This is a genomic window from Streptomyces sp. NPDC058000 (assembly GCF_042886435.1).
Lineage (GTDB): Bacteria > Actinomycetota > Actinomycetes > Streptomycetales > Streptomycetaceae > Streptomyces.
This window is the reverse complement of the sequence record NZ_JBHVQS010000044.1, coordinates 19,382-32,085: the sequence shown is the minus strand read 5'-3', so window position 1 is coordinate 32,085 and position 12,704 is coordinate 19,382. Positions and strand designations below refer to the sequence as shown.

Annotated in this window: 11 protein-coding genes; 6 read left to right on the top strand and 5 right to left on the bottom strand. The window is 74.9% G+C overall.

Annotated features, from left to right (window positions below):
* Positions 1-18: 18 nt before the first annotated feature.
* The gene (locus tag ACFVT2_RS31195; RefSeq protein ID WP_390023239.1) at positions 19-762 is read right to left on the bottom strand and encodes a hypothetical protein; all 744 of its coding nucleotides are present in this window, start codon (positions 760-762) and stop codon (positions 19-21) included.
* Positions 763-1,042: 280 nt separating this feature from the next.
* On the opposite strand from ACFVT2_RS31195, the gene ggt reads away from it, so the two are divergent.
* Entirely contained in the window at positions 1,043-2,869 is a 1,827-nt protein-coding gene (gene ggt, locus ACFVT2_RS31190) for a gamma-glutamyltransferase (protein WP_390023236.1), read from the top strand.
* Between the two features lie 184 nt (positions 2,870-3,053).
* Positions 3,054-4,574, top strand: a complete 1,521-nt coding sequence (locus tag ACFVT2_RS31185) for an amidase (protein ID WP_390023234.1) — start codon at positions 3,054-3,056, stop codon at positions 4,572-4,574.
* Here the strand turns inward: ACFVT2_RS31185 and ACFVT2_RS31180 are convergent.
* Genes ACFVT2_RS31180 through ACFVT2_RS31170 form a run of 3 tightly spaced genes read right to left on the bottom strand, consistent with a single transcriptional unit; the run spans position 4,555 to position 7,035 of the window.
* Positions 4,555-5,106 carry an isochorismatase family protein gene (locus ACFVT2_RS31180; protein ID WP_390023232.1) on the bottom strand — a complete coding sequence of 184 codons (552 nt, stop codon included), beginning with the start codon at positions 5,104-5,106 and terminating at the stop codon, positions 4,555-4,557. The genes ACFVT2_RS31185 and ACFVT2_RS31180 overlap by 20 nt on opposite strands.
* Before the next feature lie 37 nt (positions 5,107-5,143).
* Complete coding sequence (locus ACFVT2_RS31175) at positions 5,144-6,607, bottom strand: MFS transporter (RefSeq protein WP_390023229.1); 1,464 nt, start codon at positions 6,605-6,607, stop codon at positions 5,144-5,146.
* The gene (locus tag ACFVT2_RS31170) at positions 6,604-7,035 is read right to left on the bottom strand and encodes a MarR family winged helix-turn-helix transcriptional regulator (RefSeq protein WP_390023226.1); all 432 of its coding nucleotides are present in this window, start codon (positions 7,033-7,035) and stop codon (positions 6,604-6,606) included. Before ACFVT2_RS31170 ends, ACFVT2_RS31175 begins: the two co-directional genes overlap by 4 nt.
* A 282-nt stretch (positions 7,036-7,317) precedes the next feature.
* Between ACFVT2_RS31170 and ACFVT2_RS31165 the strand changes: the two genes are divergently transcribed.
* The 4 genes from ACFVT2_RS31165 to ACFVT2_RS31150 all read left to right on the top strand — a co-directional run bounded on the left by ACFVT2_RS31165 (position 7,318) and on the right by ACFVT2_RS31150 (position 11,775).
* Positions 7,318-8,772 carry a hypothetical protein gene (locus ACFVT2_RS31165; protein ID WP_390023224.1) on the top strand — a complete coding sequence of 485 codons (1,455 nt, stop codon included), beginning with the start codon at positions 7,318-7,320 and terminating at the stop codon, positions 8,770-8,772.
* 131 nt (positions 8,773-8,903) lie between these two features.
* Positions 8,904-9,746: a nitrilase-related carbon-nitrogen hydrolase gene (locus ACFVT2_RS31160; protein ID WP_390023221.1), complete on the top strand. Its 843-nt coding sequence runs from the start codon at positions 8,904-8,906 to the stop codon at positions 9,744-9,746.
* Positions 9,743-11,056, top strand: coding sequence for an aspartate aminotransferase family protein (locus ACFVT2_RS31155; RefSeq protein WP_390023219.1), 1,314 nt, complete (start codon positions 9,743-9,745; stop codon positions 11,054-11,056). Before ACFVT2_RS31160 ends, ACFVT2_RS31155 begins: the two co-directional genes overlap by 4 nt.
* A gap of 215 nt (positions 11,057-11,271) precedes the next feature.
* On the top strand, positions 11,272-11,775 hold the full coding sequence (locus ACFVT2_RS31150) for a hypothetical protein (protein WP_390023217.1): 504 nt from the start codon (positions 11,272-11,274) through the stop codon (positions 11,773-11,775).
* Positions 11,776-11,864: 89 nt separating this feature from the next.
* Here the strand turns inward: ACFVT2_RS31150 and ACFVT2_RS31145 are convergent, their stop codons facing one another.
* Complete coding sequence (locus tag ACFVT2_RS31145) at positions 11,865-12,701, bottom strand: heparin lyase I family protein (RefSeq protein WP_390023215.1); 837 nt, start codon at positions 12,699-12,701, stop codon at positions 11,865-11,867.
* Between the last annotated feature and the right edge of the window lie 3 nt (positions 12,702-12,704).

Below are 12,704 nucleotides of genomic sequence, written 5' to 3'. Positions count from 1 at the left end.
CCCGTCGGTGAAGTGGCCTCAGGCGGTCGCCCGGTGCTGCCCCTTGGTCTCCACCGGCGCCAGCGCCGCCTTGCTGACGTCGGCCACCAGCTCCACCACGTCGGGCCCGTACGCCTGCGAGTTGACCACCTTCAGCAGCAGCGCGAACTGCCCGTCCGTTCCGTACCGACGGGCCAGCCGGGACCGGTTGCGGACCAGGTGACGGACCGCGGCCCGGTGGGTGACCGGGCGCTGACCGGCCGCCAGGAACACCGGCCGGCCGCCCTCCCCGGCCGTCAGCCGGGCCAGCAGCACGTACTCCACCGCCCCCGGCTCCACCCGGTACGCCGTCCCGCCGACGGTGAAGGTGCCCCGGCCGGCACCGGTCGCGTCACCCGGGTGGACCGCGACGCCCGGCAGCAGGTTCGTCATGTGCGCGGCCAGCCGGCGGTGCGCGGTCGGGTCGCCGACGCAGAACTCGGTCCGCGCCCCGAAGCCCTGGAGCCCGGTGTCGTGCGGGGCGACCTCCGGGTGCGCACCGCAGTTCTCGATCACCGAGGCCAGCCCCAGCAGCGCCAACGCGTCGTGCCGCGGGATGCTCCACTGGGCCGAGGCGCTGTCCCGGTGGGTGACCAGGACGCACTCGGAACCGTCGGGCAGCCCGAAGAAGCCCTGTTCGCGGGTCAGCTTCCGGCGGGCCACCGCCGAGAGTCCGGCCCAGCCGGCGGCCAGCCCCACGAGGAGGGCGACCGCCGCGGTCAGGAGCAGCAGGGTGTCGTTCATGGCGGGCGAGCGTACCGGCTGTCGGGCGGGTGTTCGAGGTCGGGGCGTCGGCCCGTACCGCTTGCCCGGGTCCGTCTCGGTACGGCGGGACCATCCCGGTACAGCGGGTCCGTCCCGGTACGGCGGAACCGTACGGCTCGGCCCCGAACCGTCCCGGCCTCCGCGCCGCCCCCGGATGGCGGCCGGACACCCGAAATACCCCCTGTCGGCGCGCTGTTGCCCCCGGTAGGCTCCGGCCTCTGCCGCCCCCCATCGCGCTGCCCTTGGAGGAAGTCCAGGTATGTCGAACGCCCGACGTCTCACCGTCCTGGGAGTCACGGCCGCACTGGCCGGCTCCCTGATGGCGGTCCCGGCCGCCGCCCGGACCGCGGCACCCCGACCCGGCCCCGCGGCCCAGGACCCCGCCACCCCCGCCAAGACCCCGGTCGCCGTCGGCTACGGCGGGGCGGTCTCCAGCGTCGACGCGGACGCCTCGGCCGCCGGCATCGAGGTGCTCCGCAAGGGCGGCAACGCGGTCGACGCGGCGGTCGCCACCGCCGCCGCCCTGGGCGTCACCGAGCCCTACTCGGCCGGCGTCGGAGGCGGCGGCTACTTCGTCTACTACAACGCCAAGACCAAGACGATCCGCACCCTCGACGGCCGCGAGACCGCCCCGCGCTCCGCCACCAAGGACCTCTTCCTGGAGAACGGCAAGCCGATACCCTTCGACGACGCGGTCACCAGCGGGCTCAGCATCGGCACCCCCGGCACCCCCGCCACCTGGGACAGCGCCCTCAAGAAGTGGGGCAGCCGCCCCCTGGCGCAGGTGCTCAGGCCCGCCGAGAAGATCGCCGCCAAGGGCTTCACCGTCGACGCGACCTTCCGCCAGCAGACCGCGGACAACGAGGCGCGGTTCCGCGACTTCCCGGCCACCGCCGACCTCTTCCTGCCCGGCGGCAAACTCCCGGTCGTCGGCTCGACGCTGAAGAACCCCGATCTGGCGCGCACCTACCGGGAGTTGGGGGAGAAGGGCGTCGACGCGCTCTACCGCGGCGCGATCGGCCAGGACATCGTCCGCACCGTCCAGCAGCCGCCCGTCCGCTCCGGCGCCACCCGCAAGGTCCGCCCCGGCGACCTGACCGCCACCGACCTCCGCGCCTACCACACGCTCAGCCACCCACCGACCCACACCACGTACCGCGGCCTGGACGTCTACGGCATCGCACCGTCGTCCTCCGGCGGCACCACGGTCGCCGAAGCGCTCAACATCCTGGAGAAGAGCGACCTTTCGCACCTGACCGAGACGCAGTTCCTGCACCGCTACATCGAGGCCAGCCGGATCGCCTTCGCCGACCGCGGCCGCTGGGTCGGTGACCCCGCCTACGAGAACGTCCCCGTCAAGGGCCTCACCTCGAAGCGGTTCGCCGCCTCCCGGGAGTGCCTGATCAACGACGACAAGGCGCTCACCAGCCCGCTCGCGCCCGGCGACCCGCGCCACCCGACGCCCTGCGGCACCACCGGCCAGGCCGCCCCGACGACGTACGAGGGCGAGAACACCACGCACCTCACCGCCGCCGACAAGTGGGGCAACGTCGTCGCCTACACCCTCACCATCGAGCAGACCGGCGGCAGCGGCATCACCGTCCCCGGCCGCGGCTTCCTGCTCAACAACGAGCTGACCGACTTCTCCTTCGCGCCCGCCAACCCGGCGGTGCACGACCCGAACCTGCCCGGCCCCGGCAAGCGGCCCCGCTCGTCCATCTCCCCGACCATCGTGCTGCGCCACGGCTCGCCCGTGCTGGCAGTGGGCTCGCCCGGCGGCGCCACCATCATCACCACCGTGCTGCAAACCCTGGTCAACCACCTCGACCGCGGAATGTCGCTGGTCGACGCCATCGCCGCACCGCGCGCCAGCCAGCGCAACGCCGCCGCCACCGAACTCGAACCGGCCCTGTGGAACAGCCCGCTCCGCAAGCAACTCGAAGCCCTCGGCCACACCTTCAAGCTGAACCCGGAGATCGGCGCGGCCACCGGCGTGCAGCGGCTGCCGGACGGCCGCTGGCTCGCGGCGGCCGAGAAGGTCCGGCGCGGCGGCGGCTCGGCGATGGTCGTCGACCCCGCGCCGTAACACCCGCGCGCGCGAGGCGGTCCGCAACCCCGACGACACCCCGATGCCACCCGGACGGGCCGTGTGTGCCGTCCGTGTGTCGTCGATGTGCCGCGCCGCGCGGCATCGTTGCCGCCTCCCGCGGGTCCGATTAGCCTCCTGGGACCGTTCGTTCGAATGAGCGGTCCCAGGGAGGGCACGCAGCGTGAGCGTTGACGAGAGCCAGGAACGCCGGACCGGGTCGTCCCCGGAGCGCCCCCGCCGCCCGGCATCCGACGCCCCGACGGGGCACCTGGACGGCCAGTGGGAGGGGCTCGCCGAGCAGGCCCGCGCCCTGGCCGACGGACGGGTCACCGCCACCGCCCTGGTGCAACGCTGCCTGGACCGCATCGCGGCCACCCAGGACACCGTCAACGCCTTCCGCCGGGTCCGGGCCGAGGCGGCACTGGCCGAGGCGGCGGAGGCGGACCGCCGGCTCGCCGACGGGGAACGGGCGCCACTGCTCGGCGTGCCCGTCGCGGTCAAGGACGACACCGACGTGGCGGGCGAGCCCACCGCGTTCGGCTGCGCCGGGGAGTTCCCGCCCAAGCAGCACGACGCCGAGGTCGTCCGGCGGCTGCGCGCGGCCGGCGCGGTCATCGTCGGCAAGACCAACGCCTGCGAACTCGGCCAGTGGCCGTTCACCGAGGGCCCGGCCTTCGGCAACACCCGCAACCCCTGGAACCTCGCGCACACCCCCGGCGGCTCCTCCGGCGGCTCGGCCGCCGCGGTCGCCGCCGGACTGGTCCCCGCCGCCCTCGGCACCGACGGCGCCGGCTCGGTCCGGATCCCCGCCGCCTGGTCCCACCTCGTCGGCATCAAACCCCAGCGCGGCCGGATCTCGACCTGGCCGGACCCCGAGGCGTTCCAGGGCATCACCGGTATCGGCCCGCTGGCCCGCACCGTCGAGGACGCCGCGCTGCTGCTGGACGTCGCCAGCGGCAACCACGCCGGCGACCTGCACCGGCCGCCGGCCATCGCGGCCCATGAGGCGGCCGGCCGGGACCCCGGGCGGCTGCGCATCGCACTCTCCTGGCAGGCCGCCATCACCTTCACCCGCAAACCGCTGCACCCCGACGTCCGGACCGCGGTGACCGCGGTGGCCCGCACCCTGGCCGGCCTCGGCCACTTCGTCGAGGAGGCCGAACCGGACTACGGACTCGTCGGACTGGCCTTCGTCCCGCGCGCCACGGCCGGCGTCGGGGAGTGGGCCGCCCGGGTCCCCGACCCCCGGCTGCTGGACCGCCGCACCCGGGAGGCGGTGCGGCTGGGCCGCCTGCTCGGCGGACCGCTGCTGCGCGGCGCCCGGGCCGCGGAGCGCCGCCAGCAGCGCCGCATCGGCGCGCTGTTCGGCCGCTACGACGTCCTGCTGACGCCGACCACCGCCACCCCGCCGCCCCGCGTCGGCACCCTCGCCAGGCTCAGCGGCTGGCAGACCGACAAGGCCATGATCGCGGCCTGTCCGTACGCCTGGCCGTGGAACGTGCTGGGCTGGCCGGGGATCAGTGTGCCGGCCGGCTTCAGCGCGGACGGGCTGCCGCTGGGCGCCCAGCTGCTCGGCCCGGCGCACGGCGAACCGCGGTTGATCTCGCTGGCCGCCCAGCTCCAGGACGCCCTGCGGTGGCACGAGCGGCGCCCCGACCCACAGCCCGCACCGGCCGCCGACCTCAGCCCAGGAGACCGATGATCGCCTCCGTGGTGTCGGTCTCGCCCAGCCGCGGGAAGATCCGCTGCACGCTGTTGTGGTGCGCGTCCGCGTCCAGGTCGGTCACCGCGTCGACGGCGACGGTGACGTGGTAGCCGTGCTCGTGCGCGGCGCGGGCGCTGGACTCCACCCCGATGCTGGTGGCGATCCCGCCGAACACGATCTGGGTGACCCCGCGGCGGCGCAGCTCGGCATCCAGCTCGGTGCCGTGGAAGGCGCCCCACCGCTCCTTGGCGACGAGGAGGTCGCCCGGCTGGTGGCCGAGTTCGGGGACCAGCTCGGCCCAGTCGGCCGGCGGGGTGCCGCCCGCCTGCCCGGCCTCCGTACGGCCCGGCGCCCCACCGGTGACGTTCACCAGGACGACCGGCAGCCCGCGGGAGCGGAACGCCTCGGCCAGCCGGGCCCCGCGGGCCACGATCTCGGCGGCGGGGTGGACGGTGGGCAGCCCGGTGATGCCCTTCTGAAGGTCGATCAGGACCAGTGCGGTGGTCCGGTCCAGAGTGCTGGCAGGCACGGTAACTCCTCTTGGTCGAACGATAATTGATGGTGCGTCAGCCGAGGGTTCGGCGGCCCGTGGTGCGCAGGGTCCGGTCGGCGAGGGTGAGGGCGAGCAGCAGCGCGCCGCAGACTGCACCGGCCAGCGCGATCGCGTGCAGCCCCGCGTCCGTGGCGCGCTCCCCGTACAGCAGCCCGATCAGGCTGGAGGCGGTGATCGCGCCGAGGTACTGGGCGGTGCGCTGGAGTCCGGCCGCCGCGCCCACGCCGTCGGCCGGCGCCTGGGCGTAGACGGCGGCCTGGTTGCCGGTGGCGGCCAGCCCCTGCGGGATGCCGAACAGCGCCCCCGCGACCAGCAGCACCGGCAACGGACTGGTGTCGCGCAGCAGCAGGAAGACCGCACTGCCCGCGATCAGGCAGCCCGCGGCGACGGCCAACGGGGCGCGGATGCCCTTCGTCCGAGCGCCGGCGAGCGAACAGAGCGCGGCCGCGCCGGACATCGGCAGCAACGCCAGCCCGGCGTGGAAGGACGAGAAGCCGTGCGCCTGCTCCAGCCACTGGCTGAAGCCGTAGAGCACGCAGTAGATGACCAGATAGGCCAGCCCGTGCCGTAGATAGGTCAGCACCAGTGCGCGGTTGCGGGCCAGCATCCGCAGGTCGATGAAGGGCTGCGGGTGGCGCAGCTGCCACCACACCAGGACGGCGGTCAGTGCCGCGGTCGGCGCGAGCAGCGGCCACCGGGGCGCGTCCAGGCGCAGCAGGAAGAACATCGCGCAGGTCAGCGCGGAGGCGAAGAGCGCGATGCCGAACGGGTCGAGGGAGCCCCGGGCCGCGGTGCCGGACCCCTCGGACGCGGCCGCCGCCCGGTCGTCCCGGTCGGCCGGGAGCCAGGCCAGCGCACCGATCAGCGCCAGGAGCGCGAGCGGGACGTTGACCGCGAAGACCGCCCGCCACCCCGCGGTCGCGGCGAGCAGGCCGCCGAGGGTGGGGCCGACCGCCGCACTGGCCAGCGCGGCCAGGGAGATCCGGCCGAGCACCGACCGGGGCGTGGGCCGGCCCACCCGCCGCGACTCGGCGCGCAGCATCGCCATCGCCGCCGGGTAGGCGGCCGCGGTGCCGACGCCGAGCAGGATCCGGGAGACGATCAGCAGTGTGAAGGTCGGCGCCAGCGCGCCGATGAGGCCGGCCGCGCAGACCGCCACCGTGCCGGCGACGAAGACCCGCCGCGGCCCGATCCGGTCGGCGACCCGGCCCAGCGACGGCTGTCCCACCGCGCTGGCGAGGTACATCGCCGAGATCAGCCATGCGGTGTCGGTGGCGCCGACGCGGAAGTCCCGGCCGATCGCCACCAGCGCGGTGGCGATCATCGTCGAGTTGATGGGGTTGAGGAGCGACCCCAGCAGCAGCGGGGTCATCAGACGGGCGCCGAAACCGCGGTCGCCGGAGGGGAGTTGGTCGTGCTCGCCGGCCCGGGCGGCGGTGCGGCCGGGCGTCCGCTCCGAGGCGTCGGGGGCGCTCATTCCTCGGTCAGCCGTCGTATCAGCGCGGTCGCCTCGGCCAGCGTCCGCTGCTCGTCGTCGGTCAACCGGTCGGCGATGGCCACCGCCAGCCAGTTGTTCTTGGCCGCCCGGACGTCGGCGAGCACCTGGCGGCCCCCGTCGGTGAGCGAGAAGACCACCTGGCGGCCGTCGGTGGGGTGGGGGCTGCGGGCGAGGATCCCGAGCTCCTCCAGGGCGCCGACGGTCATCCGCATCGACTGCGGACGCACCAGTTCGGCGCGGGCCAGCGCGGCGATGGTGGACGGCCCGTCGGCGTCGATCCGGGCGAGCACCGCGCGCTGGGTAGGGGTCAGTTCACCCTGCGGGGAGGCGGCACGCAGCCGGCGCATCAGCAGGGACACGGTCGCGCCGAGGTCGGTGCCGAGCCGTTCCTGGTCCTTGGTGGGCATACTTCGAGCGTAGATTGTCGACAGGGAAACTTGCAAGTTCTTCTGTCTTTTTTGCTGTGTCGGCGCGCCCGGTCCGTCGAGCGGCGCGGCCGGACCCGGGCGGCCGGTGCGGGCCCGCGTGGCCGGTGCGGGCCCGCGTGGCCGAGGCGCGGGCCCGAGCGGCCGCCCGACCGTGCGGATTCCGAAAACCTCCCGTAGCACGCCGGTCACCGCCCCCGAACACGCCGGGTGTGCAATGCGGACGAGCCGGAGGGGTCCGGCCGCAGGGGGGGAAGGTATGGCATGACGGACACTCAACTCACCTCACCCGCCACGGAGTTCGCCCACTTCCTGACCGGTCTCGGGCGGCTGCTCGATCCGGCGGCCGGGTGGTACAGGGTCTTCGCGCAACGCGACCCGGAGGGCCTGCGGGCCTGTCTGGAGGGCCGGGAGCTGCCGCCCTGGGACGTGGTCGAGTCGCTGCTGCACGACCTCGCGGCCCGCCACGGCGACCAGGCGGTACGCACCATGGGCCCGCGCGCCCGGCGGCTGCACGCCCGGGCGGTCGCCGACCACGACGCCCAGCCGGGCGGCCGACCGGCGCTCCGCGAGCGCCTGGAACTGATGCGCCGCGCCCAGCGGCGGGCCGCCCGCCGCGCCGACGAACTACAGACCGCCGCCCGGGCCGCCGCGGAACCGCCCGAGCGGGAGCGACTGTCCCGGGAACTGGCCTGGGCCCGGGACGACCTCGTCCGGGCGGAGGCCCGCGTCGGGGAACTGCGGGCCCGACTGGCGGCGCTGGCGGATGGCCCGGGCCCGACGGCCGGCGACGCGACGGACGCCCCGGTCTCGACGGCCGGCGACGCGGCGGCCGCCTCGACCCCGGTGGCCGGCGGCGCGGCGGACACCCGGGTCCCCGTGGCCGGCGGCGCGGCGGCCGCCGAAGGGCCCGCCCCCGAGTCCGCCCCCGGGCCCGTCCCCGAGTCACCCGGCGAAGCCGCCCGCCCCAGGGGCGCGCGGTTCGCCGGGCTGGAGCCGTCGGACGGCCCCCCGGCCGCCGACCCGGTGCCCGTCGGGCCGCCCTCCCCGCCGCCCGCCGCCGCACCCGGACCGGCCCCGCGCGGCGCGCGCTTCGCCGGGGCGTACACCACACCGCACGAAACGGCCGACGGCGCACCGGACCGCGGCCCCGACGCCCCGCCCGCGTACCCGGACCCCGGGCCCGAGGCGCGCCACGCCGCCACCGCGACCGCCCGCCGCCTCGCCCAGCTCCGTGCGAGCGGCGCGAGCGGCCCCGCACACGCCGAACTGTGCGCCGCCACAACCCGCCCCGCATCCGAACTCCCCCTGCTCCTGGCCGCGTTGGAGGAGGCCCAACTCGCCTCCGACGTCCCCGTGCTGCTCTGGGAGGCGGCCGGCCTGCCACCCGCCCGGCTCGCCGCGGCCGCCGACGCCCTGGCCGCCGCCGGCCGCACCGCCGACGCCGCGGCACTGCTCCGGCAGAGCGTGGCCCGCCCCGTCGCCGAGGTGGCGGCGACCGCGCGGGCCCTGCTCGACCGCGCACGACCCGGCCAGGCCAGGGAACTACTGGCCGCCGTCGCCCGGTCCCGCACCCCGGACGAGGCGGCCGCACTGGCCGCGGCCGACCCCGGGACCCTCGGGCCGCTGCTGCTGGCCGCGGCGCGGGCGGTCTCCCCGGACCGGCACCGCGACCTCGCGCACGCCCTACGCGCCGCCGGGCACCCCGCCGCACCCTGACCGGCCCGCCCGCCCGCCCGCCGCGCCGCGCAGAGAGATGGTCTTGCCACCGTCGGTGACGGGGCTTACGGTCGCCTCCACACGCGTAGATCCGCGCGCCGCAGGCTCTCGCATCGACAAAGGAGCAGCTCATGGCCGATGTTGTGCGTGCCGCACTGGTCCAGGCGACCTGGACCGGCGACACCGAATCGATGATCGCGAAACACGAGGAGCACGCCAGGGCGGCGGCCGCGCAGGGTGCGAAGGTGATCGGCTTCCAGGAGGTCTTCAACGCCCCGTACTTCTGCCAGGTCCAGGACCCGGAGCACTACCGCTGGGCGGAGCCGGTGCCGGACGGCCCGACCGTACGGCGGATGCAGGACCTCGCCCGGGAGACCGGAATGGTGATCGTCGTCCCGGTCTTCGAGGTCGAACAGGCCGGCTTCTACTACAACACCGCGGCCGTCATCGACGCCGACGGCACCGTCCTCGGCAAGTACCGCAAGCACCACATCCCGCAGGTCCAGGGCTTCTGGGAGAAGTACTACTTCCGCCCGGGGAACGTCGGCTGGCCGGTCTTCGACACCGCCGTCGGCCGGATCGGCGTCTACATCTGCTACGACCGCCACTTCCCCGAGGGCTGGCGCCAGTTGGGCCTCAACGGCGCCCAGCTCGTCTACAACCCGTCCGCCACCTCGCGCGGCCTGTCGGGCTACCTGTGGAAGCTGGAGCAGCCCGCGGCGGCGGTCGCCAACGAGTACTTCATCGCCGCGATCAACCGGGTCGGCGTGGAGGAGTACGGCGACAACGAGTTCTACGGCTCCAGCTACTTCGTCGACCCGCGCGGCCAGTTCGTCGGCGAGCCCGCCAGCGACACCAAAGAGGAACTGGTCGTCCGCGACCTGGACTTCGCCCAGATCGACCAGGTCCGCCAACAGTGGGCGTTCTACCGCGACCGCCGCCCCGACGCCTACGAGGGGCTGGTGCAGCCATGACGCACGACACCGGAAGCCTGCACGCCCGCCACCAGGCGGTGATGCCGTCCTGGCTGAGCCTCTACTACGACCGGCCCCTGGAGCTCACCCACGGCGAGGGCCGGCACGTCTGGGACGCCGAGGGCAACCGCTACCTCGACTTCTTCGGCGGCATCCTCACCACCATGACCGCGCACGCCCTGCCCGAGGTGACCAAGGCCGTCACCGAGCAGGCCGGCCGGATCCTGCACACCTCCACGCTGTACCTCTCCCGCCCCATGGTCGAGTTGGCGGAGCGGATCGCCACGCTCTCCGGGATCCCCGACGCCCGGGTCTTCTTCACCACCTCCGGCACCGAGGCCAACGACACCGCACTGCTGCTGGCCACCACCCACCGCCGGTCCAACCAGGTCCTGGCGATGCGCAACAGCTACCACGGCCGCTCCTTCTCCACCGTCGGCATCACCGGCAACCAGAGCTGGTCGCCCACCAGCCTCTCGCCGCTCCAGACCCTCTACGTCCACGGCGGGGTGCGGTCCCGCGGCCCGTACGCCGACCTCGGCGACGCGGAGTACATCGCGGCCTGCGTCGCGGACCTCACGGACATGCTCCAGCAGACCGCGGGCGGCGTCGCCGCACTGATCGCCGAACCGGTGCAGGGCGTCGGCGGGTTCACCGCACCGCCGGACGGGCTGTACGCCGCGTTCCGCGAGGTGCTGGCCCGCGAGGGGATCCTGTGGATCAGCGACGAGGTGCAGACCGGCTGGGGCCGCACCGGCGACCACTTCTGGGGCTGGCAGGCGCACGCCGAGAACGGCCCGCCGGACCTGCTCACCTTCGCCAAGGGCATCGGCAACGGCATGTCCCTCGGCGGGGTGGTGGCCCGCGCCGAGATCATGGACTGCCTGCCCGCCAACTCCATCTCGACCTTCGGCGGCAGCCCGATCACCATGGCCGCGGGCCTGGCCAACCTCGGCTACCTCCTGGAGCACGACCTCCAGGGCAACGCCCGGCGGGTCGGCGGACTGCTCATCGAGCGCCTGCGGGCGGTGGCGGCCGGCCTCGACGTGGTGCGGGAGGTCCGCGGACGGGGCCTGATGATCGGGGTCGAGCTGGTCCGGCCGGGCACCGACGCGCCTGCGCCGGAGGCCGCCACGCTGGTGCTGGAGGCAGCCCGGGAACGCGGTCTGCTGGTCGGCAAGGGCGGCCAGGGCGGCGCCTCGCTCCGCATCGCGCCGCCGCTCACGCTCACCGTCGCCGAGGCGGAACACGGCGCGGAACTCCTCGCCGACGCCCTGCGGTGGACGCAACAGCAACTCACCGCGGGCTAGGACCTGTCGTCAAATTCCCGTCTGCCTCGCGACCGGTGGATCACGGCCGGGGCCGACGGCGTCCCACCCGGCCCGCGCCGTCTCCTCGGCCGCGCCGGGGAGACGGCTCCGCCCCGGTGCGGCGCGCGTCGACCGGAGGCCGTCGCGCTCCCTCGTGCGCGTGGTTCCCCGGCGTGTTGCTTGTCCGGCCGGAGTGCGGTCGGGACGGTGGGAGGGTGCGCGCCCCTCATCTCCTCGCCCTGACGGCCGCGGTGTTGGCCACGGCCACCGGCTGCGTGTCCGTCTCCGTCCCGGTGCCCCGGACGGTGCCGTCCGGGCCCGTTCCGGCACCTTCCGTGCCCGAGCGTCCCGGGGCCCCGGTGCCGTCGGAGCGGGCCCCGCACCAGCAGGTGGTGACCGCACCACGCCGATCGGCGCCCCCCGAGGACGCCACGGCACCGGCAGCCGACCCGGACGGGACGGCGGTCGACGCGAGGGCCCGGGCCGAGTCGTCGGCACCGGACCGACGCCGGCACCCCGCGCCACCGCAGCACGCAGGGCCGCCCCCGCACCACCACGACCGGCCGCGCCCCGCGCACGCCGCACCGCCCCAGCACCGCCCGGCCGTAGGGCCACCGCGCCCCCGGACCACGATGGACCCGCGCGTCATCTGCCAGATGGCCTCCGGCAAGGTCAGGTCAGACCTGCTGCGGCTGTGCCAGGGCGCCTTCGGCAGCTGACGCACCGGGCAACCGGCTCGGCGGGACGCGGATCCCGGAGACGCCTTCGTCCGGGACGAGAAGAGGTCCTCACCCGGAGGCACGGGACCTCAGTCGGCGGGAGCCACGTCCTGGTAACTCCGGCCCACCGCAGGGCTGTTGAGCCAGGCGGTGGCCGGTCCCTTGACGCCGTCGGAGCGGTAGACGCCCCACTTGTCGGTGACCCAGTCGCCGCGCAGGGTCGCCGCGGGGTACTGCTCGGTGCCGCCGGGCAGCTTCTGGGCGGTGCCGTCGTGCCAGAGCCGCACCCAGCCGCGGGCCGGATCCTTCGAGACCTTGATGCCGAGGACGAAGTCGTGCCAGGTGTTGAGGGCGATCGGGGCGTGCCAGAGCTGCGTGGTCTTCAGCTGCGGGTCGCAGTACTCCAGGTCGACGGTGCCGTCGCCGCGGGCGCGCAGCGACAGCGGCGGGGTGGCGGCACCCGAGCCGTAGTCCTTGAGCTGCCACAGGACGACCCAGTCGCCCTTCTTCATGGGCAGTGGGCCCCACATCGAACGCCAGCCGATGTAGTAGACGTCGCCCTGCCGGGAGTAGCGCAGCGGACCGTTGCCGGTGCGGTGACCGCGGGTCTCCACCCGCACCCGGGTGGGGCCGTCGATCTTGTCGCCGGAGGTGTGCAGTTCGAAGGAGTTCCCGTGTTGTCCGGTCGGGTCGTCGACGACCTTCACGGTGCCCGGTTTGGTCTCGGTGCCCTCGAAGTTGGCGGCGCCCTTGGCCGGGTCGGCACGCCACAGTACGGCCGCGTGGGGATCGGCGGCCGGGTGTGCGCCGCCGGGCCGGACCGCGGACGGGGCCTGCTGGGCGGTCGCGGAACAGGCGCCGGTCAGCGCGATTCCGGTGAAGAGGGCAACGCCCCATCGGAGGTGGGGGGTTAGGGATCGCTTCATGGG

Coding starts and splice junctions, on each gene's coding strand:
- ACFVT2_RS31195 (WP_390023239.1), bottom strand. CDS start 762: ATGAACGACACCCTGCTGCTCCTGACCGCGGCGGTCGCCCTCCTCGTG.
- ggt (WP_390023236.1), top strand. CDS start 1,043: ATGTCGAACGCCCGACGTCTCACCGTCCTGGGAGTCACGGCCGCACTG.
- ACFVT2_RS31175 (WP_390023229.1), bottom strand. CDS start 6,607: ATGAGCGCCCCCGACGCCTCGGAGCGGACGCCCGGCCGCACCGCCGCC.
- ACFVT2_RS31170 (WP_390023226.1), bottom strand. CDS start 7,035: ATGCCCACCAAGGACCAGGAACGGCTCGGCACCGACCTCGGCGCGACC.
- ACFVT2_RS31165 (WP_390023224.1), top strand. CDS start 7,318: ATGACGGACACTCAACTCACCTCACCCGCCACGGAGTTCGCCCACTTC.
- ACFVT2_RS31160 (WP_390023221.1), top strand. CDS start 8,904: ATGGCCGATGTTGTGCGTGCCGCACTGGTCCAGGCGACCTGGACCGGC.
- ACFVT2_RS31155 (WP_390023219.1), top strand. CDS start 9,743: ATGACGCACGACACCGGAAGCCTGCACGCCCGCCACCAGGCGGTGATG.
- ACFVT2_RS31145 (WP_390023215.1), bottom strand. CDS start 12,701: ATGAAGCGATCCCTAACCCCCCACCTCCGATGGGGCGTTGCCCTCTTC.